This window comes from Streptomyces sp. NPDC127197, from assembly GCF_042672405.1.
Lineage (GTDB): Bacteria > Actinomycetota > Actinomycetes > Streptomycetales > Streptomycetaceae > Streptomyces > Streptomyces flavusporus.
Genome location: NZ_JBHXVG010000016.1, coordinates 115,069 through 138,069, shown reverse-complemented (window position 1 = coordinate 138,069; position 23,001 = coordinate 115,069). Strand labels below are relative to the sequence as shown.

At 71.3% G+C, this 23,001-nt stretch carries 22 protein-coding genes; 14 read left to right on the top strand and 8 right to left on the bottom strand.

The window, feature by feature from the left end:
- The first annotated feature begins 52 nt into the window (after window positions 1-52).
- From ACFVJQ_RS24780 to ACFVJQ_RS24770, 3 genes are all read left to right on the top strand, one after another.
- The gene (locus tag ACFVJQ_RS24780) at window positions 53-973 is read left to right on the top strand and encodes an RNA polymerase sigma-70 factor (protein WP_385786951.1); all 921 of its coding nucleotides are present in this window, start codon (window positions 53-55) and stop codon (window positions 971-973) included.
- A 237-nt stretch (window positions 974-1,210) separates the two neighbouring features.
- Window positions 1,211-1,666: an SsgA family sporulation/cell division regulator gene (locus tag ACFVJQ_RS24775; protein ID WP_385515301.1), complete on the top strand. Its 456-nt coding sequence runs from the start codon at window positions 1,211-1,213 to the stop codon at window positions 1,664-1,666.
- A 219-nt stretch (window positions 1,667-1,885) separates the two neighbouring features.
- On the top strand, window positions 1,886-4,600 hold the full coding sequence (locus ACFVJQ_RS24770) for an ATP-binding protein (protein ID WP_385786947.1): 2,715 nt from the start codon (window positions 1,886-1,888) through the stop codon (window positions 4,598-4,600).
- Between the two features lie 104 nt (window positions 4,601-4,704).
- Here ACFVJQ_RS24770 and ACFVJQ_RS24765 read toward each other — a convergent pair whose 3' ends face one another.
- On the bottom strand, window positions 4,705-5,331 hold the full coding sequence (locus ACFVJQ_RS24765; protein WP_385786944.1) for a dihydrofolate reductase family protein: 627 nt from the start codon (window positions 5,329-5,331) through the stop codon (window positions 4,705-4,707).
- A gap of 163 nt (window positions 5,332-5,494) precedes the next feature.
- Here ACFVJQ_RS24765 and ACFVJQ_RS24760 point away from each other — a divergent pair, with 163 nt between their 5' ends.
- Entirely contained in the window at window positions 5,495-6,238 is a 744-nt protein-coding gene (locus ACFVJQ_RS24760) for an SDR family oxidoreductase (protein ID WP_385515304.1), read from the top strand.
- Between the two features lie 51 nt (window positions 6,239-6,289).
- Here the strand turns inward: ACFVJQ_RS24760 and alc are convergent, their stop codons facing one another.
- The gene (alc, locus tag ACFVJQ_RS24755; RefSeq protein WP_385786940.1) at window positions 6,290-7,405 is read right to left on the bottom strand and encodes an allantoicase; all 1,116 of its coding nucleotides are present in this window, start codon (window positions 7,403-7,405) and stop codon (window positions 6,290-6,292) included.
- A gap of 32 nt (window positions 7,406-7,437) precedes the next feature.
- The gene (allB, locus tag ACFVJQ_RS24750; protein WP_385515306.1) at window positions 7,438-8,772 is read right to left on the bottom strand and encodes an allantoinase AllB; all 1,335 of its coding nucleotides are present in this window, start codon (window positions 8,770-8,772) and stop codon (window positions 7,438-7,440) included.
- 258 nt (window positions 8,773-9,030) lie between these two features.
- Between allB and ACFVJQ_RS24745 the strand changes: the two genes are divergently transcribed.
- On the top strand, window positions 9,031-9,825 hold the full coding sequence (locus ACFVJQ_RS24745; protein ID WP_224734989.1) for an IclR family transcriptional regulator: 795 nt from the start codon (window positions 9,031-9,033) through the stop codon (window positions 9,823-9,825).
- Window positions 9,826-9,844: 19 nt separating this feature from the next.
- Here ACFVJQ_RS24745 and ACFVJQ_RS24740 read toward each other — a convergent pair whose 3' ends face one another.
- Entirely contained in the window at window positions 9,845-10,159 is a 315-nt protein-coding gene (locus ACFVJQ_RS24740; RefSeq protein ID WP_385515307.1) for a DUF5955 family protein, read from the bottom strand.
- A 186-nt stretch (window positions 10,160-10,345) separates the two neighbouring features.
- On the opposite strand from ACFVJQ_RS24740, the gene ACFVJQ_RS24735 reads away from it, so the two are divergent.
- A complete protein-coding gene (locus tag ACFVJQ_RS24735) occupies window positions 10,346-10,948 on the top strand; it encodes an NTP transferase domain-containing protein (protein ID WP_385786935.1) in 603 nt (200 codons plus the stop codon).
- 220 nt (window positions 10,949-11,168) lie between these two features.
- Window positions 11,169-12,794, top strand: a complete 1,626-nt coding sequence (gene aceB, locus ACFVJQ_RS24730) for a malate synthase A (RefSeq protein WP_385515309.1) — start codon at window positions 11,169-11,171, stop codon at window positions 12,792-12,794.
- Window positions 12,795-12,797: 3 nt separating this feature from the next.
- Here the strand turns inward: aceB and ACFVJQ_RS24725 are convergent, their stop codons facing one another.
- Genes ACFVJQ_RS24725 through ACFVJQ_RS24715 form a run of 3 tightly spaced genes read right to left on the bottom strand, consistent with a single transcriptional unit; the run spans window position 12,798 to window position 15,541 of the window.
- A complete protein-coding gene (locus ACFVJQ_RS24725) occupies window positions 12,798-13,073 on the bottom strand; it encodes a SelT/SelW/SelH family protein (protein WP_224734985.1) in 276 nt (91 codons plus the stop codon).
- Entirely contained in the window at window positions 13,070-13,984 is a 915-nt protein-coding gene (locus ACFVJQ_RS24720; protein ID WP_385515310.1) for a HipA family kinase, read from the bottom strand. The genes ACFVJQ_RS24725 and ACFVJQ_RS24720 overlap by 4 nt, the downstream gene beginning before the upstream one ends.
- A 42-nt stretch (window positions 13,985-14,026) precedes the next feature.
- On the bottom strand, window positions 14,027-15,541 hold the full coding sequence (locus ACFVJQ_RS24715) for an IucA/IucC family protein (protein ID WP_385786931.1): 1,515 nt from the start codon (window positions 15,539-15,541) through the stop codon (window positions 14,027-14,029).
- Window positions 15,542-15,644: 103 nt separating this feature from the next.
- Here ACFVJQ_RS24715 and ACFVJQ_RS24710 point away from each other — a divergent pair, with 103 nt between their 5' ends.
- The 3 genes from ACFVJQ_RS24710 to ACFVJQ_RS24700 are packed head-to-tail and all read left to right on the top strand — an operon-like array spanning window position 15,645 to window position 19,231.
- Window positions 15,645-17,138 carry an IucA/IucC family protein gene (locus ACFVJQ_RS24710; protein ID WP_385515312.1) on the top strand — a complete coding sequence of 498 codons (1,494 nt, stop codon included), beginning with the start codon at window positions 15,645-15,647 and terminating at the stop codon, window positions 17,136-17,138.
- Window positions 17,139-17,183: 45 nt separating this feature from the next.
- Window positions 17,184-18,455: a VWA domain-containing protein gene (locus ACFVJQ_RS24705; RefSeq protein ID WP_385515313.1), complete on the top strand. Its 1,272-nt coding sequence runs from the start codon at window positions 17,184-17,186 to the stop codon at window positions 18,453-18,455.
- Window positions 18,455-19,231, top strand: coding sequence for a hypothetical protein (locus ACFVJQ_RS24700; protein WP_385515314.1), 777 nt, complete (start codon window positions 18,455-18,457; stop codon window positions 19,229-19,231). The genes ACFVJQ_RS24705 and ACFVJQ_RS24700 overlap by 1 nt, the downstream gene beginning before the upstream one ends.
- Window positions 19,232-19,281: 50 nt before the next feature.
- Here the strand turns inward: ACFVJQ_RS24700 and ACFVJQ_RS24695 are convergent, their stop codons facing one another.
- Window positions 19,282-19,908 carry a winged helix-turn-helix transcriptional regulator gene (locus tag ACFVJQ_RS24695; protein WP_385786926.1) on the bottom strand — a complete coding sequence of 209 codons (627 nt, stop codon included), beginning with the start codon at window positions 19,906-19,908 and terminating at the stop codon, window positions 19,282-19,284.
- Window positions 19,909-19,989: 81 nt separating this feature from the next.
- Between ACFVJQ_RS24695 and ACFVJQ_RS24690 the strand changes: the two genes are divergently transcribed.
- From ACFVJQ_RS24690 to ACFVJQ_RS24675, 4 genes are read left to right on the top strand one after another with little or no spacing between them, the layout of a single operon-like run.
- A complete protein-coding gene (locus ACFVJQ_RS24690; RefSeq protein WP_224737072.1) occupies window positions 19,990-21,198 on the top strand; it encodes a pyridoxal phosphate-dependent aminotransferase in 1,209 nt (402 codons plus the stop codon).
- Between the two features lie 20 nt (window positions 21,199-21,218).
- Window positions 21,219-21,818 carry a histidine phosphatase family protein gene (locus ACFVJQ_RS24685; RefSeq protein ID WP_385786923.1) on the top strand — a complete coding sequence of 200 codons (600 nt, stop codon included), beginning with the start codon at window positions 21,219-21,221 and terminating at the stop codon, window positions 21,816-21,818.
- A 47-nt stretch (window positions 21,819-21,865) separates the two neighbouring features.
- Window positions 21,866-22,501, top strand: coding sequence for a hypothetical protein (locus ACFVJQ_RS24680; RefSeq protein WP_385786920.1), 636 nt, complete (start codon window positions 21,866-21,868; stop codon window positions 22,499-22,501).
- A 55-nt stretch (window positions 22,502-22,556) separates the two neighbouring features.
- A complete protein-coding gene (locus tag ACFVJQ_RS24675; RefSeq protein WP_385259877.1) occupies window positions 22,557-22,979 on the top strand; it encodes an acyl-CoA thioesterase in 423 nt (140 codons plus the stop codon).
- Window positions 22,980-23,001 lie beyond the last annotated feature (22 nt).

Here is a 23,001-nt window from a genome sequence, read left to right as displayed (position 1 = left end):
AGCGGACGCGATCGGAACAGCTGTTACTCGGAGGAACGGAGACAGCAGGATCATGGATCTCGAGGCATGCCCCGCGGAAAGCACCCTGGACGATGCCGTTGCTGTCTTCGTGGAGCTCCGTCCACGCCTCTTCGGCCTCGCATACCGTGTGCTGGGAAGCGCGGTCGAGGCTGAAGACGTGGTTCAGGAAGTCTGGCTGCGCTGGCAGAGAACCGACCGCTCGGTGGTGGTCAGCCCTGCGGCTTTTCTGTCGAGTACGACCACCAGGCTGGCCATCAACGTGGCTCAGTCGGCCCGTGTGCGCCGCGAAACCTATATCGGCCCGTGGCTTCCCGAGCCCGTGGACACGAGCACCGATCCCGAGCTGGGCGCCCAGCGGGCCGAAGCCCTGGAATTTGCGCTGCTCCTCATCCTGGAGAAGTTGACTCCCACGGAGCGGGCCGCGTACGTGCTACGAGAGGCGTTCGACTACGCCTATGCCGAGATCGCGGAAATGCTCCAGCTCAGTCTCGTCAACGTCCGGAAGATCGTGAGCCGGGCCCGCAAGCATCTCGCGGCCGACCAGCGGGAGACCGTGGACACGGCGGTGCACCGACAACTTCTCGAAGCCTTCGTCTCGGCAGCGCAGACGGGGAATGTCGCCTCACTGGAGGCCCTCCTCACGCCGGATGCCGTCAGCCTGTCCGACGGCAACGGCATCCAGGGCGCCGCTCGTGTTCCCGTTCTGGGCCGCGCACGCGTGGCGAACCTGGCAACGGCCACGCGGCGGTTCTGGGGCGTGGTGGACGTCCGCCCCGTGGAGGCCAACGGACGCAGCGGCGTGCTGCTCTACCGGGACGGCCGGCCCGCGACCTTCATGACGATAGCGGCCTCTCAGGAAGGCATTCACCAGGTGATGTGGGTGTTCAACCCGAGCAAGATCGCCGCGTTCATCGACTCGCGTTCCCGCCACACCACGGTGCCCGGCGCCTGATCACGAGCTGTGGCCACACGACCTTCACACCCATGCAGGGCTACGCCTGCGAGGACCGCCTCAGGTCGACCGGCGTCCAGGAGTTCTTGGCCGGGCACTCCGGCTACGCGCTGCCGCCCACAGTCACTTGACTGATGCTTCAGGTCTCAACCGGCCCTCAGACTTCTGACCACCCGATGTACCGGTCGGACACCGATCAGTACCCCTCGGGGCAAGAAGTGGGGAAGGGATGAATCGATGACCGGGAAGGCAGAAGCTGTCCACGCGGGGTGGGTGGACAATCAACCCGAGCCTGTGACGTGCCGGACGGTCGTGCGTCTCATCAGAGGGCAGAGGCATCTGCCGGTCGTCACAGAATTCCACTACGACAGCGCCGACCCGTACTCAGTGTGCGTGATATTCAATGCGCACACCGATATGACCGTCGAGTGGAGATTCGGACGCGAGCTCCTGTTGTCCGGCCAGAGGCAGCTCAGCGGTGCCGGCGACGTCCAGATCTGGCCTTCCGAAATCCACGGTTCCGGCGCGGTTTTCATTTCGTTGCGCTCGGGTGCAGAAATGGACGTTGTGGCCGCGCCGGCAAAGGTGGTCGACGCGTTCCTCGAGCGCATCCTGGAACTTGTACCTCTGGGGGAAGAAGAACGTCACTTGGGTATCGACAGCCCCGTCAGTCAGCTGCTGGACGAAATATGACGTGACCATCTGTGTGACTCCCTGTCGTGCACGATCACTCGCCTGCGACGAGTCGTCCGTGCACCGCTCAACCGATGGTGAACACCCATCTGCTGCGAGAAATCGCCGGACGGGTAGCATGTGGCGCGAAGTAAGCCGTTTTCGGAGGAATCTCCACATGCTCAGCCCGCTGCCCATCGTGCCGACGACCGGACACCCGGCGAGGCCCGCACCCGCGCGATGATCGGCCGTGATGAGGAGCTGCGCAGCCTGCGCAGCCTGCTGACGGACGCGGCGGCCGGGCAGGGCGGCGCGTTGTTGGTCCACGGCACCGCCGGTGTCGGAAAGTCGGCTCTGTTGCGCACGGTCGGCGCCGAGGCGGCCGACAGCGGTTTCAGGGTGTTGCGCACATCCGGGGTGGAGACCGAGCAGTGGCTGCCGTTCGCCGCACTGCAGCTGCTGCTGCAACCGGCCGCCGACGGTATCGAGAACCTGCCGGACCCGCAGCGGGAGGCGCTGACCGACGCGTTCAGCGCCACGGAGACCGAGCCCCAGATATTCCGGGTCGGGCTGGCCGTACTCGAACTGCTCGCCGACGCAGCCGACCAGCAGCCACTCCTGCTGCTGCTCGACGATCTGCAGTGGTTCGATTCGTCCAGCCGGGACGTGCTGAGGTTCGTCTCCCGGCGCACCCGCGACCTGCCCATCCTGGTCATCGCTGCCGCCCGGATCCACTCCACCGACGAGTTCAGCCTGGGCATACAGGACCTCCATCTGGAACCGCTCGGCCGGACGGCGGCCGCCGAGCTGCTCGATGCCGGCGCGCCCGGCCTGCCCGCGCCGCTGCGAGCGCTCGTCCTGGAGCGTGCCGCAGGTAATCCGCTGGCCCTGGTCGAGCTGCCCAAGGCGGTGCAGGGCATGTCCGCGCAGGTGGACGACCTGCCGCTGACCCAGCGACTGGAGGCCGCGTTCGCCGCGCGTACCGACTCTGCGAGCCGGGAGTGCCGCACCTTCCTCCTGACCCTGGCTGCCGAGCCGACCGCACCGCTGAGCCGGCTGCTGGAGGTGTCGAGTCGTCTCTGCGGCTCCGCGGTCTCCGTGGACGCGCTGCAGGAGGCGGTCGATGCGGGCCTGGTCACGCTGGTCGGCCGTACCGCCGAGTTCCGGCATCCGCTGATGCGCTCGGCGATCCACACCCGCGCCACGGTCGCCGACCGGCTGGCCACCCACCGCGCCCTCGCAGCGGCGTTGACGGACACGCCCGAACTCCAACTCGCCCACCAGGCTGCCGCCACGCTCGGCCCGGACGAGGAACTGGCCGCCCGGCTCGAGCATTTCGCCGACGCGTCGCAGGCCCGGGGCAAGGTGGCGGCGGCCGTCCCGGCCCTGCGCCAGGCGGCCGAGCTCGTGCAGGACGCGCGCCACCGCACCGGCATCCTGGTCCGGGCAGCCGAGCTGTCCACCGAGATCAACGACCGCTTCACCGCCCAGATGCTGCTGGACCGTGCCGACCTGAGCGTGCTCGGCCCGGTGGAGCAGGCCCGCCTCATGGTGGTGTCCGACAGGGCCGCATTCGAACCGGACGAGCCGCACCGACGGATCCAGGACATGGTCACCGCGGCGGCCGGAGCGATGGACGCCGGAGCCACGGGCATCGCCGAGGACCTGCTGTGGCGGGCCGCCGCACGATGCTTCTTCCAGGACGGCGACGCACAGGTGCGCGCTCAGGCCGCAGCCGAACTCGACCGCTGGAACCCCGATCCGGACGCCCCCCACGTGCTGACGGTACGGGCATACACCGAACCGTACCGACACGGGGCCGACGTGATCGCACGGCTCCGCAGCATCGAGCCGAACCGCCAGGACGGCCGGATCCTGCACTTCCTCGGCAGCGGCGCAATGGTCGTGGGCGAGATCAGCCGCGCCACCCGGTACCTGTCGCTGGCGGCTGCGTCATGGCGGTCGCAGGGCAGGCTCGGGCTGCTCGCCCGCTCTCTGGCCGGCAGCTGGCCGCGGGTGTACCTCGGTCAGCTGGACCGGGCTCGAGAGGAGTCCGGCGAGGGGATCGCCCTGGCGGAGGAGACCGGCGAACGGATCGTCTGGCTGGGGGTGAAGGCGACAGCCGGCCTGGTGGCAGCACTGCGCGGGGAGACCGAGGCCGCGGCGCGACTGGTCCGCGAACTGCGCACCCACAGCCTGTTCCCCGGGATGCCGTTCGTCACGGTGATGGCGCAGCAGATCGACGGTCTGCTCGCTCTCTTCGACGGCCGCGCCACCGAGGCCTACGACATTCTCGCGCGCGCATTCGATCCGGCCGACCCGCACTACCACTCCGTGAGCCGCTGGCTGCTCGCGCCGGACCTGGCGGACGCGGCGGTGGCCGCGGGCACCGTGGAGCGGGCCCGGGGCCTGCTCACCGAACTTCCGGAGCTGGCCGACCGGTTGCCCTCGGAAATGATGGTGGTCGCGCGGGCCTACACCGACGCGGTACTGGCACCGGACGACACAGCCGAGGAGCGGTACGCCGCGGCGCTCACCGCGCTGCCGGCGGGCTGGGCGCTGGCGCGTGCCCGGCTGCATCTGCACCACGGCCGCCGGCTGCGCCGGCAACGCCGCAACGTGGACGCCCGGCACCCGCTGCGACTGGCCCGCGACGAGTTCGAGCGGGCCGGCGCGCAGCCCTGGGCGGAGATGGCCGGCGAGCAACTGCGCGCCGCCGGTGAGTCGAGCGGTCGGCGGCATCCGTACGAGAGCGAGCAGCTGTCGGCCCAGGAGATGCAGATCGCCGTGCTGGCGTCGCAGGGGCTGAGCAACCGGGAGATCGGCCAGCGCCTGTTCATCTCGCACCGCACCGTCGGCGCCCATCTGTACCGGATCTATCCACGCCTGGGCATCACCAGCCGGGGCAAGCTCGCCGCCGCGCTGGCCGCCCTCCACGAGGAACCCGCGGGATGAGCCGTCGGGGTCCGGCTCGGCGCGGATGATCGCCGCGGGCGGGCGTGGAGTACGGCGGTGGCTCGCACGGGGTTGATCGCCGTACCGGCGCGTAGGCCGTCCGACTAGGCGTTTTCCGGGAGCTCGTACGAGCCGTACTCCGGGCGCCCCGCCAGGTCGTACGTCTGGATGGACACGCCCGCCGCGGTGATCCGGCCGCCGGTGTGCCGGAAGGCGGTCGGGACGGTTCCCTCCGCGAACAGGCGGCGGCCGGCGCCCAGCACGACCGGGAAGGTCAACAGGTGGACCGTGTCGATCAGGCCGAGCGCGAGCAGAGACCGGGCCAGCGCTCCGCTGCCGTGCACCTGGAGCTCGCCGTCGGTGCGCTCCTTGAGGGCGATGACCTCCTTGGCGAGGTCACCGCGGATCACGGTCGTGCCGGCCCAGTCCGGGTCGGTGAGGGTGCTGGAGGCGACGTACTTCGGCAGGGCGTTCAGCGGGGAGGCGATCGGGTCGTCGGGGTCGGTCACCTTCGGCCAGTACGCGGCGAAGATGTCGTAGGTACGACGGCCGAGGAGGAACGCGCCGACGCGTTCGAAGACCTCGTTGACGAACCGGCCGAAGTCGTCGTCGGCGTACGGAACGGTCCAGCCGCCCTGCTCGAAGCCGTCGCGGGTGTCTTCCTGGGGGCCGCCGGGGGCCTGGTAAACGCCGTCTAGGGTGACGAAGGAGGTGAGGACGAGCTTGCCCATGACGGGTGCCTTCTTCCTGGGTCTGCGTGGGGCGGATCCTGCTGTCATCAGGTCAGACCCCACCGGCACCCGCAACTCATCGGTGCGTCGGACGTTCCGGCCGTGCGACCTCGGTGTCCGTTCGCCGCCAGCACTCTTGTGGAGCCGTCGCTGGAATGGACGCATGACTTCTCGAGGAATGCTCAACGGCAAGGTGGCCCTGGTGACCGGGGGCAGCCGCGGTATCGGAGCGGCGACGGCGGTGCGGCTGGCGCGGGAGGGCGCCGATGTGGCGATCACCTATGTGTGGGGCAAGGAGGCGGCGGACGACGTCGTACGGGCCGTCGAGGCGCTGGGGCGCCGGGCCGTGGCTCTGCGGGCGGACTCCGCCGACCCGGACCAGGCGCCCGGAGCGGTGCAGCGGACGGCGGAGGCGCTCGGTGGCCTCGACGTGCTGGTGAACAACGTGGGCGTCGGGCTGCTCGGGCCACTGGACAGCATCGCGCTCGCCGATGTGGACCGAGTGCTGTCCGTGAACGTACGCGGCGTGTTCCTGGCCTCCCAGGCAGCCGCGGCGCGCATGACGGACGGCGGACGGATCATCACCATCGGCACCTGTATGACCCAGCGGGTGCCGGGGCCCGGCGGGACGCTCTACGCGACCAGCAAGTCGGCGCTGATCGGTCTGACGAAGGCCCTGGCGAGGGAGTTGGGCGGACGCGGGATCACCGCGAACATCGTCCATCCCGGGCCGATCGACACCGACATGAACCCGGCCGACGGCCCGTATGCGGCCGGCCAGGCGGCGATGACCGCGCTGGGGCGCTTCGGGACGGCCGAGGAGGTGGCGTCGATGGTCGCCTGCCTGGCGGGGGCCTCGTACGTCACCGGGGCCGAGTTCTCCGTCGACGGCGGGCACGCGGCGTGAGCCGCGCGGGCGCACCGGTGCGGCCCGGTGCGCTCCGCGGGCCGGGTGAGGTCAGCCGCCCAGTTCCTGGTGCCGGGCCGCGAGCCGCGTCGCGCCCTCCTGCGTCAGGGAGCCGAACAGGCGCAGGCGCGAGATGCCTCCGTCCGGGAAGATGTCCACGCGCGCGTGCGTGCCGACGGCGGGCGTCGGCAGGACGAAGCGGTGGTTGGTGTCGGGCTGGAGGCGGGTGCGCGGCAGGACCTGCGTCCACTCGCCGTCCTCGCCGTCCCGTACCGACACCGACGCCCATCCCGCGCTGTTGCCCTTCAGGTACGCGGTGTCGATCTCGATCGCGCGGATCTGGGACCGGTCGACGAGCCGGTAGCGGATCCAGTCGTTGCCCCGGTCGCGGCGGCGGCGGGTCTCCCAGCCGTCGTCCATCTTGCGGGAGCGGCCCGGCTGGATGGTGTTGGTGGCCGGCGAGTAGAACAGGTTGGAGGCGTCCTCGACCTGGCCGCCGTTCTCCAGGGCCACCACGTCGAAGGTGCCCAGCACCGACAGCCACTCGGGGTCCGGGACCACCTCGCCGTACACCCGCAGACGGGCGATGCCGCCGTCGGGGTGCTGGTTGACACGCAGGTGGGTGAAGCGCTGCTCCACCGACACGGGGAAACCGTTCGCCGCGTGGCCGCCGACCGGGGTGCGCGGGAGAAGCGTCGTCCACTTCACGTCGTCGGCCAGCAGTTCCTGCGGGGACGGGGAGCCGGGCACCGAGGCGCCCTCGACCGAGACCGCCTGGGGGTAGTTGCCGCGGAAGTGGGCCGTGTCGACCACGATGCCCCGGACGACGCCGGACGCGCCGAGCCGGACCAGCGCCCAGTCGTGGTCGTCGGGCGCGGGCCAGGGGTGCTCGGCGGAGACGCCGCGGCGGCGTCGGGTCTCCCAGCCGTCCATGATCTTGCCCTTGTGCCCGAAGTGTTCGGGGTCGAACTCGGCGCGCTCGGGCACCAGCAGGTTCTCGCGCTGGGCGAAGAACTCGTCGTTGGCGGCGATGACTCCGGCACCGAGCCGGCGGTCGGCGAGGTTGGCGTACTGGGTGAAGGGGAAGTCGGCGGTGCGGTAGTCCGCGTAGGGGTCGCCGCCTGCGTAGGGGTGGGCGTCGCCGGTGAAACTCGGTATCGCCGTCACGATGATCAGGGCTTCCTTTCGGGAGTAGGGATTCAGGGGGTGCGGGTGAGCAGGCGCCCCTTCGGTGCGGTGAACTCGCCGTCCGTCACGATGCGTTCGCCGCGCAGCCAGGTGGACTTCACGACGCCGCTGAGGGTCCGGCCGGCGTACGCCGTGACGCGGTTGCGGTGCTGGAGGGCCGCGGGGTCCACGGTGAAGGTCTCGTCGGGTGCGAGGACGGCGAAGTCGGCGTCCCGGCCGGTCTCGATGGCGCCCTTGTGCCCCAGTCCGACCAGTTCCGCCGTCCGCGTGGACATCCAGCGGACGACGTCCTCCAGGGTGTGCCCGCGTTTGCGGGCCTCGGTCCACACCGCGGCCAGGCTGAGCTGGAGGCCGGAGATGCCGCCCCAGGCGGTGGCGAAGTCGTCGGTCTTGAGGTCGGCGGTCGACGGCGAGTGGTCGGTGACCACACAGTCGATGGTGCCGTCGGCCAGCGCCTGCCAGAGCAGGTCCTGGTTGGCGGCCTCACGGATGGGCGGACAGCACTTGAACTCGCTGGCCCCGTCCGGGACTTCCTCGGCCGTGAGGGTCAGGTAGTGGGGGCACGTCTCGACGGTGATCCGGACGCCCTCGGCGCGGGCCTCGGCGATCAGCGGCAGTGCGTCACTGGAGGACAGGTGCAGCACGTGCACGCGCGCGTGGAGGCGCTTGGCCTGCGCGATGAGGTGGGCGATCGCGGTGTCCTCGGCGTCGCGGGGCCGCGAGGCGAGGAAGTGGGCGTACTTCGGTCCGCCCTGCTGCGGGGCGGCGGCGAGGTGGTGCGGGTCCTCGGCGTGCACGATCAGCAGGCCGTCGAAGGCGGCGATCTCGGCCAGGGACCGGGCGAGTTGCTCATGGTCGAGGTGGGGGAACTCGTCCACGCCCGACGGCGACAGGAAGGCCTTGAAGCCGAAGACGCCTGCGTCGTGCAGCGGGCGGAGGTCCTTGACGTTGTCGGGCAGGGCGCCGCCCCAGAAGCCGACGTCGATGTGGGCCTTGTCGGCGGCGACCTTCTGTTTTGTACGGAGGTTCTCGACCGTGGTCGTCGGCGGGAGGGAGTTGAGCGGCATGTCGACGAGGGTGGTGATGCCACCGGCCGCCGCCGCGCGCGTGGCGGTCCAGAAGCCCTCCCACTCGGTGCGGCCGGGGTCGTTGACGTGCACGTGGGTGTCGACCAGGCCGGGCAGCAGGACGTGGTCGCCGAAGTCCTCCACGCGGACGCCCCCGACGGGAGCGTCGTACGACAGTACGGCTGCGATCCTGCCCCCGGCGACCGCGACCGACGCGGCGCGCGTTCCCTCGGGCGTGATGACGCGCGTCGAGCGCAGCACCAGTTCAGCGTCGGACACCCGGACCCCTCTCTGCCGCCGTTAACTTCCGCGTAACGGAATTCAACTTTCTGTTGAAGGAGTCTTCACTCCCGCTCCCGCACCGTCAAGGGCACACTTCTCCACAGTGCACCCGACGCCCACCCTCTGGACGTTTCCACAAAGCGGAATTAACATTCCAACACGCAGAACGTAGCTACGCACAAGCGGGGAGTCAACCGACTGCCGGGTAGGCTGCTGCCTTTCCCGCCGTTCTGCCTGTGCCGAAAGGAACGCGCCGTGCCGACGTCCAGCGCCAGCACCACCGACTCCGCCAAGCCCGCAGGCGGCGGTGGTGTCCAGTCCCTCGAGCGCGCCTTCGATCTGCTGGAGCGGATGGCGGACGCGGGCGGTGAGGTCGGGCTGAGCGAGCTCTCCGCGAGCAGCGGGCTGCCGCTGCCCACCATCCACCGCCTCATGCGGACGCTCGTTGTGTGCGGTTACGTCCGCCAGCAGCCCAACCGCCGCTATGCGCTCGGCCCGCGGCTGATCCGCCTAGGCGAGTCCGCCTCCCGGCTGCTCGGCACCTGGGCCCGCCCCTACCTCGCCCGCCTGGTCGAGGAGACCGGCGAGACGGCCAACATGGCGCTGCTCGACGGCGACGAGATCGTCTACGTGGCCCAGGTGCCGTCCAAGCACTCGATGCGCATGTTCACCGAGGTCGGCCGGCGCGTCCTGCCGCACTCCACGGGCGTCGGCAAGGCACTGCTCGCCGGTTTCCCGGACGACGAGGTGCGCTCCCTGCTCTCGCGTACCGGCATGCCCGCCGCGACGGAGAAGACGATCACCACACCGGACGGCTTCCTCGCCGCGCTCGACGATGTGCGCCGCCTCGGTTATGCCGTCGACGACAACGAGCAGGAGATCGGCGTGCGCTGCCTGGCGGTGTCGGTGCCCGACTCCCCCACGGCCGCCGCGATCTCGATCTCGGGCCCCGCGGGGCGGGTGACGGAGGCGGCGACGGACCGGATCGTGCCGGTGCTCCAGCAGGTGGCGACGGAACTGTCCCAGGCACTGGCGAGTTCCGGCGCCTGAGTCCGCCGACGCGTACGGGTCAGCGGCTCGGCGGCGGGCCGAACAGGTCCACCGCGCTGCGTACGTCCGACAGCCCTCGCGAGAGGGCGCTCACGGAGCCGATCGCGCCGGCGATCAGCAGCAGGGAGCGGCGCAACCGGGGGATCTCGGGGGTGCCGTCGGAGGTCATCGCGGCGAGTGCGGCGAGCTCGTCCTCGGCGACGGCCCGGTCGGGGAACTCGACGGGGTGTGCGGCAAGTTCGCGACGCAGCCGGGACACGGCGGTTCGCAGTTCCGCCACCCTCGGGTCCTCGTCGCTGCCGGTCACTGACCTCTGCCCCAAGCTCCGCAACACAGCTCTCCCCCCTGGCACGCCGTTGTGCGCAGTGATGTCCGATCCCGCCGTGCGGCCCCGTGGCGTTGGTCGGGCACCGGAGGACGCGGGCCAGTAAACGCCACCCGGTACGGATGCGCCACCGCGGGGACCGAAATTCAGTCCGTGGAGACCGCCGAGTCCACCCGGGTCAGGTATGCAGGACCCATGACGGATCGCAACGAACAGCCCGTCGCGGGACTGCTCCTCGCCGCGGGCGGCGGACGCCGGCTCGGCGGACGGCCCAAGGCACTGCTCGAACACCGGGGCCGGCCGCTGGTCGAACACGCGGTGGCGGTGCTGCGCGCGGCCGGGTGCACCCGCGTGCATGTGGTCCTGGGGGCCGGCGCGGACGCCGTACGGGAGCGGGCGGAGCTGCCAGGCTGCGTACTCGTGGACAACCCGCACTGGGAGCAGGGCATGGGCACCTCACTGCGCGCCGGGCTGGACTCGCTCGCCGGGACGACGGCGCGGGCCGCGCTGGTCTCGCTCGTCGACCAGCCCGGCATCGGCCCGGAGGCGGTGGCCCGGGTGCTCGCCGCCCACCAGGGCGAGTCGTCGCTGGTGTCGGCCGCATACGACGGCGTGCGCGGTCACCCGGTCCTCCTGGGCGCCGCCCACTGGGCGGGCATCGCCGCGACTGCGACCGGCGACCGGGGGGCACGCGCCTATCTGAAGGCCCATGAGCAGGAGATCACGCTCGTCGAGTGCGGGGACGTGGCCCGTGCCTTCGACATCGACACCGAAGCTGACCTGGTCCACCTTGAGTGAGCGGGGTGGCACCGAGCGCCACCTTGCCTCGACCCGGAGAATCTCGACATCAACAAACCATTGAACTTCCACCATGAGGAAACTAGTATCCACTGATCAGAAGCGCCCGACCGTCCTACGGGCGTCCACCGCCCCCTTTGTGCCCCTGACACCCGGTGCCACGGCACCGCGGTGATGCACGTGGTTCGCTGAAGTAGCTCGCTGAAGGAAGTGACAGCTCATGTCCGCACCAGCGCCGTCTCCGCTGGCCATCGTCGACGCCGAGCCCCTGCCCCGGCAGGAGGAGGTCCTCACCGACGCGGCGCTCGCCTTCGTGGCCGAGCTGCACCGCCGGTTCACGCCCCGGCGTGACGAACTCCTCGCCCGCCGCGCGGAACGCCGTGCCGAGATCGCCCGCACCTCCACGCTCGACTTCCTCCCGGAGACCGCACAGATCCGCGAGGACCCCACCTGGCGTGTCGCGCCCGCCCCGGCCGCGCTGAACGACCGCCGGGTCGAGATCACCGGCCCCACCGACCGCAAGATGACCATCAACGCCCTGAACTCGGGCGCCAAGGTCTGGCTCGCGGACTTCGAGGACGCCTCCGCCCCGACCTGGGAGAACGTCGTCCTCGGCCAGCTCAACCTGATCGACGCCTACACCCGCCGCATCGACTTCACGGACCCGGCGTCGGGCAAGTCGTATGCACTCAAGGCCGACGAGGAGCTGGCGACCGTCGTCATGCGGCCCCGCGGCTGGCACCTGAACGAGCGTCACCTCACCGACTCGGACGGCCGTCAGGTGCCGGGCGCCCTCGTCGACTTCGGCCTGTACTTCTTCCACAACGCCCAGCGCCTGCTCGACCTCGGCAAGGGCCCGTACTTCTACCTCCCGAAGACGGAGTCGCACCTGGAGGCCCGCCTCTGGAACGACGTCTTCGTCTTTGCGCAGGACCACGTCGGCATCCCGCAGGGCACCGTCCGCGCGACCGTCCTGATCGAGACGATCACGGCCGCGTACGAGATGGAGGAGATCCTCTACGAACTCCGCGACCACGCCTCCGGGTTGAACGCCGGCCGCTGGGACTACCTGTTCTCCATCGTCAAGAACTTCCGGGACGGCGGCCCCAGGTTCGTCCTGCCGGACCGCAACGCGGTGACGATGACCGCCCCGTTCATGCGCGCGTACACCGAACTCCTCGTCCGCACCTGCCACAAGCGCGGTGCGCACGCGATCGGCGGCATGGCGGCGTTCATCCCCTCCCGCAAGGACCCCGAGGTCAACAAGGTCGCCTTCGAGAAGGTCCGCGCCGACAAGGACCGCGAGGCGGGCGACGGCTTCGACGGCTCCTGGGTCGCCCACCCCGACCTGGTCCCCCTCGCCATGGAGTCCTTCGACCGGGTGCTGGGCGACAAGCCCCACCAGAAGGACCGCCTGCGCGAGGACGTCGACGTCAAGGCGGAAGACCTGATCGCCGTCGACTCCCTCGACGCCAAGCCCACCTACGCGGGCCTGGTCAACGCCGTGCAGGTCGGCATCCGCTACATCGAGGCCTGGCTGCGCGGCCTGGGCGCGGTCGCGATCTTCAACCTCATGGAGGACGCGGCCACCGCGGAGATCTCCCGCTCGCAGATCTGGCAGTGGATCAACGCGGGCGTCGTCCTCGACAACGGCGAACAGGTCACCGCCGACCTCGCCCGCAAGGTCGCCGCCGAGGAACTCGCGAACATCCGCGCGGAGATCGGCGAGGAGGCCTTCGCGGCCGGCAACTGGCAGCAGGCCCACGACCTGCTGCTGAAGGTCGCCCTCGACGAGGACTACGCGGACTTCCTGACGCTGCCCGCGTACGAGCAGCTCAAGGACTGAGACTCACGCGGGTCTGTCCGAGTGGCCCAGGGACTTCTCCGGGGCCACTCGGTCGCGTACGAGCCGCTTGACCGCCGTCGGCTCGGGGAAGCCCTGCTCGCGGCGGTCCCACACCACCTCGTCGTTCACCCGCACGACGAAGACCCCGCCGGTGCCCGGCTTCAGCGACAGCTCGGTCAGCTCGGCCTCGAACGTCGTCAGCAGCTCCTGCGCCAGCCAGGCGGCGCGGGGCAGCCACCGGCACTGGGTGCAGTACTCGATCTGGACTCGGTGGGTCATCCCAGGTGCACCGACCAATCCTGTTCCGCCGCCGGTTTGCCGTGCAGGTCGGGGACCCGCTTGAGCCACTTCGGGCGGCCTTGCTGTGTCCTCGCCGCGCGCAGGGCCTGCTCGGCGGCGAGTTCCTCCCGGGTGGGGAAGTCCGTGGGCAGCCAGGCCTCGGACGCCGCCACGCGCGCGTGGAGGTAGTCGACGTATGCGCGCCGCGCCTCGTCGGGCATCGCGAAGCCGGGCTCGTCCGCCAGCCAGGCGTCCGGGACCTCGGCCAGCACCTCGCGCAGCAGCTCCTCGGTCACCCGGGGCGCCAGTTCGGCGTCGGCGGCCCGTACGTCGGGGCCGTAGTGGCCGAGGGCGTGGTGGCGGAAGTCGTACGCCTTGTCGGGGGCGGAGGTGTCCCAGCGATGGTGGAAGACGAGGGCGGCGCCGTGGTCGATCAGCCACAGGCGTGGCGGTGCGATGCCGAGCGTGGGCCAGACCATCAGGTTCGAGCTGTGCACGGTGCGGTCGACGTTCACGGTGAGCGCGTCGAGCCAGACGATCCGACCGGCCTCCAGCGGGTCGACCGGGAAGGTCCCGGCGAGCTCCGGCGTGAAGTCCTGCGCGCCCGGCAGGTAGTCCATGCCCAGGTTGACGCCGGCGCTGGCCGAGTGCAGGTTGCGCACCTCCTGGTGCGGCTCGTGATCGGCGATCGCCGGGTCGAAGTGCACCAGGACCAGTTCGGGGAAGCGCAGGCCGAGGGCGCGGGCCAGTTCACCGACGATCACCTCGGCGACCAGCGCCTTGCGGCCCTGTGCGGAGCCGGTGAACTTCACGACGTAGGTGCCCAGGTCGTCGGCCTCGACGACTCCGGGCACGGAGCCGCCGGACCGCAGTGGGGTCACGTATCGAACGGCAGTCACGTCGCGCAGCACACCGGCAAGCGTACGGCAGGTGGCTTCCGTGCCGATCGGTGATTACGCGCTGACCAGCGGGTTGGGCAGCGGCCGGTAGCGGGCGGCGGCGCCGTCCGCGCCGGTCCAGCGCAGCAGGAGGTTGGTCTTGGCGGGGAGCGTGGGCGAGGTGAGCAGGCTCCTGACCTCCGGGAGGTCGTGCCGGGACAGTTCGCGGTGTGCGGCCGGCCACGGGTCGAGGCCGGCGTGACGCTCGGCGAGGGCCTCGGCGAGCTCCACCAGATGGTTGACGACCAGGCAGTACACCAGCCGCTCCCAGCCGGCCGCCCGTGACACGTCCGGCAGCAGCTTCACGCCCTCGGCGTCCCGGAACAGCGCCTGCACCGGGGTGCCGTCGGCGGCGCAGGCGACCAGTGAGTTCTGCAGGTGCGCCTCCAGTACGACGCCGTGGTCGGCGAAGGCCGACAGGACCGGGGGCACGACCTGGCGCAGATACGCCTCCCACCAGCCGGCCGGGTCGACCGGACCGTCCAGCGGGCTGCCCGCGAAGCCCTCCACGAGTCCGGCGGCCAGGAACGGGGTCGCGCCGGGCAGGACGTGGCCGCGCACTCCGTCACGGACGAGGACGGCGAGTTCCTCGAAGGCGAAGCCTGCGGTGCGGTAGCCGCGGTCGGTCAGCCAGGCCGCCGGGCCACCCGCGAAGTCCCTGGTCACCGCGGTGTCGATGCGGCGCAGCTTCAGCAGGTCGTGCCGCCACAGCCGGCGTACGTCATTGGTGATCCGCACATCGAGGCTGAACTTCAGGAACAGGTCGCGCTCGGGGGCGTACACCGTGCGAATTGCGGCCGTCGGCCACGTCGGGAACGCGGTGGTGCCCAGGCGGATCAGTCGGCCGTCGGCGAAGGCCGGGGCGAGGTCGCGGGCGGTCAGGTCGAGCTGCCAGGGGTGGGCGGGCAGCAGCCGGTAGCCGGGCGGGGCCTGCCCGAGTGCGTCGAGCGCCGAGGTGTCGCCCTCCTCGACGACGGTGTCCTCGCGCAGCCCGAGCAGGACCAGCGGGAAACGGGCGTGGGCCTCGGGCGCGTACGGCAGCCAGCCGGCCACCGGGCCGCCGCCGCGGGCCTTGGGGGCGGGGTGGTGGGGGTGGCCGGTGACGAGGGACTGCTCGGAGCGCAGGTAGGGGTCGTCGGGCGGGGTGGCGCGGGCGCGGGCGGCGAGCAGGGCGGCGACGGCGTTGCGGCTGTCGAGCATCTCCGCGGGCAGCTCATGGTTGGACAGGCCCGTGTGCCGGCGCAGTTCCTCGGCCACGAGCTTGACGAGTTCCGTGTGGTCGAGGCGATGCCAGCGGCCGGCCGTGTACAGCTCCGGTTCCGCGGGCCGCCGCCCGCCACGCACCCGCAGCAGCCGGTCCACGCCGGGCAGCCGGTGGACCCCGGGCCGGCCCGGGAGCGGGAGCGCCACCTCGCGCAGCAGGCAGTTGAGCAGCGGCGCCGCCGCATACGCGTCGGCCCGGTCGGCGACGTCGTCATGTGCTGGGGCGGCTGCGCCGACGGGCGGGAGGATGGGGTCCACGCGTTCCACTCGTTCCCTACGGTTCCTATGTGCGGAGACGATCAGTATCGCTGTCGTCACAGCCCGCCGTGACCGCCCTGTCCGCGCCCGACCCGTTTCGAGGAGCCCGCCCGTGCACCGTTCCCCCACCGCCGAGGCCGAGGTCGCCGACGAGCTGTCCGTCCTGCGCCCGGACCTCGCCGCGCGGTACGCGGCCGAGCTGCCCGGCGCCCGGGCGGCCGTGCTGACCCGGCTGTGGCGGGCGCTCACCCATGAGCCGCTGACCTGGGTCGAGGGCCGCACCCCCGGCCGGGACGGCCTCACCCTGCACCTTCGGGACGGCCGCCGGCTGCACGGGCCAGCGCCGGATCCGTACGCGACCGCCGCGTACGTCACCGCCGTACGGCTGGACGACGTGACGTACGAGCGTCCGGCACGGCTGATGACGGACCTCGCCGTCCCGCACGGAGCCGACCTCGTGGCCGAACTCGACCACAGTGTCGCGTCGTTGGCGCTGTCGCGGGCCGGGCAGCCGTCGCACCCGAAAGAGTGGCCCACGAGTGACTGGGAGTGGGAGCAGCGGGTGGTGGACGGACATCCGTTCCACCCCAACTGCCGTTCCCGGCCGGGTTTCTCGGTGGCCGAACAGCTCGCCTACGCGCCCGAACATGGGCCGCGCGTGGGGCTGGGTCTGGTGCCCGTCCCGGCGGAGGCGTGCCTGGTCACCGGTGAGTGGCCGGACGCCCTGCAGGACGGGCGACGGGTGCTGGTCCCGGTGCACCCGTGGCAGGCGGCGCATGTTTTGAAGCGGCCGTGCGAGGCACGGCTCACCGGACACCCGCTGATGTCCCTTCGCACGCTGGCCCTGGACGGCGGCCCGCACGTCAAGACGGCGCTGAGCGCCCGCCTGACGTCCTCGGTGCGGGACATCTCGGTCGGGTCGATCGCCGCCTCCATGACGCTGTCCGCGTTCGCGGAGGACATGGCGGCGCGCACGGACGGCCTGCTGCACGTCACCCGCACGCTCGGCGCGGTCACGGACGGGTCGCCCGATCTCGGCGCGGTGCTGCGCGCGTCGCCGCAGGAGTGCGCCGGGCCCGGTGAGCGGGTGGTGCCGGTGGCAGCCCTGGCCACCACCGAGCTGCCGGAATCCGCCGCCTGGCTCGGCGAATTCACCCGGCTGGCCGTCACGGTCGGGCTGCGGCTGCTGGAGCTGGGCGTGGCCCTGGAAGCGCACGGCCAGAACCTCCTCGTCGTGCTGTCCGCGACGGGCGCCCCGCTGCGGCTGGTGTACCGCGACCTCGCCGACATCCGGGTCAGCCCGGCCCGGCTGGCCCGGCACGGCATCCCGGCCCCGGAGCTGCCCGCCCGGATCCTCACGGACGACGTGACGGCCCTGCGCCGCAAGCTGTTCGGGTCGCTGGTGGCGGGCGCGCTGGCCGGGACGGCGGGATCCGGGCCGGCCCTGCGGGCCGCGCTGGAGACCGCCGTACGGGATCTGCCGCGCACCCCGGATCTCGTCGCGCTGTGCGAGGAACCCCTGCCCGCGAAGGCGTTGACGCTGATGCGGCTGTCCCCGGGCCGGCCCGGGGACCGGTGGGCGGAGCTGCCCAATCCCCTTCTGTGATCTTCCGTTTTGGTGCGGGACACCACTGCTCCATAAGATCCGCCGATGATCACAAGACAACGGCGGGCGGCAGGAGTCTGCGTCCTGTTCGCCGCGCTGACGGCCGGGATCGCTCTCCCGACCGCGGCGCTCGCCGACGAGACCACGGCCGCCGCGCCCAAGGTCAACCTGGTACTGGACGTCAGCGGTTCGATGCGGGAGCGGGACATCGACGGGCAGTCGCGGATGGCCGCGGCGAAGCAGGCGTTCAACGAGGTGCTGGACGCCACGCCCGAGGACGTGCAGCTCGGCATCCGCACGCTCGGCGCCGACTATCCGGGCGACGACCAGAAGACGGGCTGCAAGGACACCGCGCAGCTCTACCCGGTCGGCCCGCTGGACCGCACCGAGGCCAAGGCGGCCGTGGCCACCCTGGCGCCGACCGGCTGGACCCCGATCGGGCCGGCGCTGCTGAAGGCGGCCGACGACCTCGACGGCGGCACCGGATCCAAGCGGATCGTGCTGATCAGCGACGGCGAGGACACCTGCGCCCCGCTCGACCCGTGCGAGGTGGCCCGCGAGATCGCGGCCAAGGGCATCGGTCTCACCATCGACACCCTGGGCCTGGTGCCCAACACCAAGATGCGGCAGCAGCTCAGCTGTATCGCCGAGGCGACCGGCGGCACGTACACCTCGGTGGAGCACGCCGACGAACTCACCGACCGGGTCAACCAGTTGGTGGACCGCGCCGCCGATCCGGTGGTGACGCCGGTGGCGACGGAGGGCGCCGCGGAATGCGCGAAGGCGCCGGCGCTGGAGTCCGGCCTGTACACCGACCGCGCGGAGTTCGGGCAGCAGCGCTGGTATCGGGTGGACGTACTGCCGGGCCGGGAGCTGCGCGCCTCGGTGAGCGTGTCGGCGGACCGGGACGTGAATCCCGGCTACGGGGTGCTGTTGCGTGCGGTCACGGTGCACGGCCGGGAGATCGTGCGCGGCGAGGCGGCGGGCAACGGCCGTACGGATGTGATCTCGACAGGACTTCGCTACCCGAAGCGGGAGGGCGACGACGATGACGCCGACAAGCCCGCCGCCGAGGCCGTGTGCCTCCAGCTCACCCACTCCTTCTCGGCGGCCGCCGGCGTCAAGACCACGCCGGGTCTGCCTCTGGAGCTGACGATCGACGTGGTGGACGGACCGTCGCCGTCGAGCGACGTGGCCGCCTTCGGCCTCGGGCGCGGCTGGTGGCTGCTCGGCATCCTGGTGCTGACCGGCTTCGCCGGGGGTCTGCTGTGGGGCTGGCTGTCGCGCTGGCGGGTCGCGGTCTGGAGGACCAACTGATGCGTACTACGAGGATCTTGGGCGCAGCCCTGCTGACGCTCGGACTGGCCGCGGCTCCCGCGGTGGCCGACTCCACACCGTCCCCTTCGGGCGAGAGCTCGGCCCCGACCGAGGCGGGCACATCGTTCCGTACCGCGACCGAGGTCGACCAGGGTCAGACGGCCACGGCGAACGCCTCGGCGGGCGACTACCTGTACTGGTCGTTCCCGGCGGACGCCGGACAGCGCCCGACCGTCAAAGCCACGGTGAAGCTGCCGGGCACGCACGCCGCCGAGACCTGGCAGATCGACGTGTACGACGGGCTGCGCCGCCGCCAGGCCTGCCAGTACGGCCCCCAGACGCGCACCGCCGCATCGGGCGCGGCCTCCGTCGATCTGGCGTGCACGCTGCGCACGATCCGCGCCTGGTCCGATCCGTGGGCCAACGACCCGCTGCCGGGCACGTACTACATCCGCCTCACCGCGGTGGGCCTGCCCACGTCCGACCTGGGTCTGCCGGTGAGCACCGAGGTGCGGGTGGACGCCAAGGACATAGGCGGGTCGGCGGCGGTGGACGGCTCGCTGGCCGAGCCGCTGGTGCCCGGGACCGCCACCCAGCCCGAGGAGGATGCGTCGGCGTCGGCCGTTCTGTCGAGCATCGAGCCGGAGGACGGCTGGGCGTCGGGCTGGTGGTCCGACCGGTGGGTGTGGACGGCGGTGGGCGGTGCGCTGGCCGCGCTCGCGGGCGTCGGCGGGTATGCGCTGACGCGCGGGTCGGGGCGGCCACCGAGGGTCTGACCCATGACGTCGAGGCCCGCTGCACCCACCTCGGTGCGGCGGGCGTTTCGCTACACGTCGCGCAATGCCTTGGCGAGCGTCCCGTCGCCGGTCACGGTGATACGACCGTCCCGCACCGCCTCGGCCACGCTCAACTCCCCCCGCGCCACGGCCGTACAGGTGTCGGTGTCCAGCACCAGCCGCACGTCGGGCTCGGCGGGGGCGGGCCCGTCACCGTACACGGGATCGTCCACGGCACCGGCGTACACATGGAAGTCCCCCTCCTCCAGCCGCACTTCGACGAGCCCCTCACCCTGCAGGGCCCGCAGCAGGGGCAGCGCGAACCAGTGCGCCCGCACCGCGTCCGTCGGCCGCCGCTCCCCCAGCTCGGCCTGCCCCCACGCGCCCAGGGCCTGCAGCACCGGCAGCAACTCACGCCCCCGACCGGTGAGTTCGTACACGTAGGCCGCACCGGGCGGCGGCAGCCGGCGGCGTGTCGACAGCCCGTCCCGTTCCATGTCCTTCAGCCGCGAGGCGAGTACGTCCGTGCTGACGCCCGGCAGATCCGCGTGCAGGTCCGTGTAGCGGCGGGGGCCGGCGAGGAGTTCGCGGACGATCAGCAGGGTCCAGCGGTCGCCCACGACGTCGAGGGCGCGGGCTGCGGAACAGTACTGGTCGTAGCTTCGGCGAGGTGACATGCGACGCAGTCTAGACGTGTCGTTGGACTTTCCAAGCTGAAACTTGGTAAAACCAAGCAACACCAGATACCGGAGGGGCGCATGGAGTTCCGGCAGTCGAGCAAGCTCAGCGAGGTCTGTTACGAGATCCGCGGCCCGGTGATCGAGCAGGCCGACGCGCTGGAGGAGGCCGGGCACAGCGTGCTGCGTCTCAACACCGGCAACCCCGCCGTCTTCGGCTTCGAGGCGCCGGAGGAGATCCTCCAGGACATGATCCGGATGCTCCCGCAGGCGCACGGCTACACCGACTCGCGCGGCATCCTCTCCGCCCGCCGCGCCGTCGCCCAGCGCTACCAGACCCTCGGCCTGGACGTCGGCGTCGACGACGTCTTCCTCGGCAACGGCGTCTCCGAGCTGGTCTCCATGGCCGTACAGGCACTCGTGGAGGACGGCGACGAAGTCCTCATCCCGGCACCCGACTTCCCGCTGTGGACGGCGGTGACGACCCTCGCCGGCGGCAAGGCGGTCCACTACCTGTGCGACGAACAGGCCGACTGGTACCCCGACCTGGACGACATGGCGTCAAAGATCACGGACCGCACCAAGGCCGTGGTCATCATCAACCCCAACAACCCCACCGGCGCGGTCTACCCGAAGGAGATCATCCAGGGCATCCTCGACCTCGCCCGTCGGCACGGCTTGATGGTGTTCGCCGACGAGATCTACGACCAGATCCTCTACGACGACGCCGTGCACCACTCGACCGCCGCGCTCGCGCCCGACCTGGTGGTCCTGACCTTCTGCGGACTGTCGAAGACGTACCGGGTGGCGGGCTTCCGCTCGGGCTGGCTGGTGGTGACGGGCCCGAAGCAGCACGCGCGCGACTACCTGGAGGGTCTGACCATGCTGGCCTCCATGCGCCTGTGCGCCAACGCGCCCGCCCAGTACGCCATCCAGGCCGCGCTCGGCGGCCGCCAGTCCATCCACGAGCTGACCGCGCCGGGCGGACGGTTGCGCGAACAGCGCGACGTGGCCTGGGAGAAGCTCAACGAGATCCCCGGCGTGTCGTGCGTGAAACCCAAGGGTGCGCTGTACGCGTTCCCGCGCATCGACCCCAAGGTGCACAAGATCCACGACGACGAGAAGTTCGTCCTGGACCTGTTGCTGCGGGAGAAGATCCAGGTTGTCCAGGGCACGGGCTTCAACTGGCCGACGCCGGATCACTTCCGGATCCTGACGTTGCCGCACGCGGATGATCTGGAGGCGGCGATCGGGCGGATCGGGCGGTTTTTGAGCGGCTACCGGCAGTAGCGGCCTCCTAGCCTTGCCGCATGGGTGATCTCTTTCTCGTCCGGCACGGGGAGACCGAGTGGTCGCGGTCCGGGCGGCATACCGGGCGGACCGATGTGCCGCTGACCGAGCACGGGCGGGACGAGGCACGGGCGCTGGTGCCGCTGATCCGCTCGCACCGGATCGGGGCCGCGTTCGTCAGCCCGCTGCAGCGGGCCCGGGAGACGGCAGAGCTGATCGGGCTGCACGGCCCACGGGTCGATGCGGATCTCGCGGAGTGGGACTACGGCGGCTACGAGGGGATCACCACCGTCGAGATCCAGCGTGACCGGCCCGGCTGGTTCCTGTTCGCGGACGGAGTGCCGCCCGGGCCGACGGAGCATCCCGGGGAGAGCGTGGAGCAGGTCGGGGAGCGTGCCGACCGGATGCTGGCCAAGGTGGATGCCGCGCTCGCCAACACCGAGGGGTGTGTGGTGCTGGTGTCGCACGGGCACTTCCTGCGGGTACTGACGGCGCGGCGGCTGGGGCTGTCGCCGGCGGCCGGCGCGCTGTTCCAGCTGGCGACGGGCACGCTGTGCCGGCTGAGCACGGAGCACGGGCGGCCGGTGATCGCCGGGTGGAATGTCAGACCCTCGTCGTAGCCTTCGAAGCGATGGGAACAGTGACCAGCGCCGGGAAGGAGCACGCCGTGACACGACCGCCCACCGCCGCCCAGCGGCGTGTCATCGACGCCGCCGATCCGGTCACCGGGCGGCTGCGCGGTACGGAGGCACAGCTCGCGGCGCTGGTGAAGCGGGGGCTCGCCTTCCGGCACCCGCGGCCGCCGCACGATCACTTTCTGACGCCGGCGGGGCATCGAATACGGGAGGCGGCACCCGAAGCCCCCGAGCCTGCAGTGGAGGCTCCCGCCGCCACCGGTGTGTTCGCCGCCCGCATCGGCGGTGAGGAGAGCGCCCCGGAGATGGGCCCGGCGCGCGTCCGTGAGGTGCACAGCGCCTGGCAGGGGCTGCTGGAGCTGCGCCGGATGACCAATCCGGACGGTGCCATGGACCGGCCGTGCGGGTGGGAGCGTAAGCATCTGGTGCAGGCCGCCGCACTCGCCCTGGAGGCGGCCGGGCACCTCCCGGCCGGACCGGAGCCGGATGCCGCGGGCTACCGGGTTCGGGCGACCCCGCAGCCGGAGGCGGTGGCCGTCCGCGAACCGGATCCCGAGGGGCTGCGGGCCTGCGCGGCCACGCTGGAGAAGGCGGGCTGGCAGGTCGGCGAGTACACGGAGCCGCGGACGAGGGCTCGTTATCTCCTGGCATCTCCGCGACGGATGTAAGGGGCACATGTCAGGATCGGTTGAACCACCAACCGCGCCAGGAGAAGGGGAAGTCGTGACCGAGCCGTTTTCCGTTCCGGTGACCGTCCGTGGGTACGAAACGGATGTGCAGGGGCACCTCAACCAGGCCGTGTACCTCAACTACGCGGAGCACGCCCGCTGGTCGCTGCTGCAGGCCGCCGGTATCAGCCAGGCCGGTCTCATCGGCAAGGGCGTGGGTCCGGTGGCCCTGGAGACGACGATCCGCTACAAGCGGGAGCTGCTCGCGGGCGACGAGGTCGAGGTCACGTGCGCCTTCGACTGGGGTAGCGGCAAGACGTTCCGCATCGAGCAGACGATCCGCAAGACGGACGGCACGGTGGCGGCCGAGATCACGGCGGTCGGCGGCCTCCTCAACCTCGAGGAGCGCAGGCTGGTCACCGATCCCCGGGAGGTCTTCAAAGAGCTGGCGTCGGACCCGAGCCTGTTCGGGCTCTAGGGGCGTATTTCGAAAGTGCTGG

Excerpts from the sequence above, each read along its gene's own strand:
- ACFVJQ_RS24765 (WP_385786944.1), bottom strand. The coding sequence starts at position 5,331 with ATGGGCAAGCTCGTCCTCACCTCCTTCGTCACCCTAGACGGCGTTTAC.
- ACFVJQ_RS24685 (WP_385786923.1), top strand. The coding sequence starts at position 21,219 with ATGGGTGATCTCTTTCTCGTCCGGCACGGGGAGACCGAGTGGTCGCGG.
- ACFVJQ_RS24725 (WP_224734985.1), bottom strand. The coding sequence starts at position 13,073 with ATGACCCACCGAGTCCAGATCGAGTACTGCACCCAGTGCCGGTGGCTG.
- ACFVJQ_RS24770 (WP_385786947.1), top strand. The coding sequence starts at position 1,886 with ATGATCGGCCGTGATGAGGAGCTGCGCAGCCTGCGCAGCCTGCTGACG.
- ACFVJQ_RS24690 (WP_224737072.1), top strand. The coding sequence starts at position 19,990 with ATGGAGTTCCGGCAGTCGAGCAAGCTCAGCGAGGTCTGTTACGAGATC.
- ACFVJQ_RS24705 (WP_385515313.1), top strand. The coding sequence starts at position 17,184 with ATGATCACAAGACAACGGCGGGCGGCAGGAGTCTGCGTCCTGTTCGCC.
- ACFVJQ_RS24775 (WP_385515301.1), top strand. The coding sequence starts at position 1,211 with ATGACCGGGAAGGCAGAAGCTGTCCACGCGGGGTGGGTGGACAATCAA.
- aceB (WP_385515309.1), top strand. The coding sequence starts at position 11,169 with ATGTCCGCACCAGCGCCGTCTCCGCTGGCCATCGTCGACGCCGAGCCC.
- ACFVJQ_RS24735 (WP_385786935.1), top strand. The coding sequence starts at position 10,346 with ATGACGGATCGCAACGAACAGCCCGTCGCGGGACTGCTCCTCGCCGCG.
- ACFVJQ_RS24780 (WP_385786951.1), top strand. The coding sequence starts at position 53 with ATGGATCTCGAGGCATGCCCCGCGGAAAGCACCCTGGACGATGCCGTT.
- ACFVJQ_RS24695 (WP_385786926.1), bottom strand. The coding sequence starts at position 19,908 with ATGTCACCTCGCCGAAGCTACGACCAGTACTGTTCCGCAGCCCGCGCC.
- ACFVJQ_RS24760 (WP_385515304.1), top strand. The coding sequence starts at position 5,495 with ATGACTTCTCGAGGAATGCTCAACGGCAAGGTGGCCCTGGTGACCGGG.
- ACFVJQ_RS24700 (WP_385515314.1), top strand. The coding sequence starts at position 18,455 with ATGCGTACTACGAGGATCTTGGGCGCAGCCCTGCTGACGCTCGGACTG.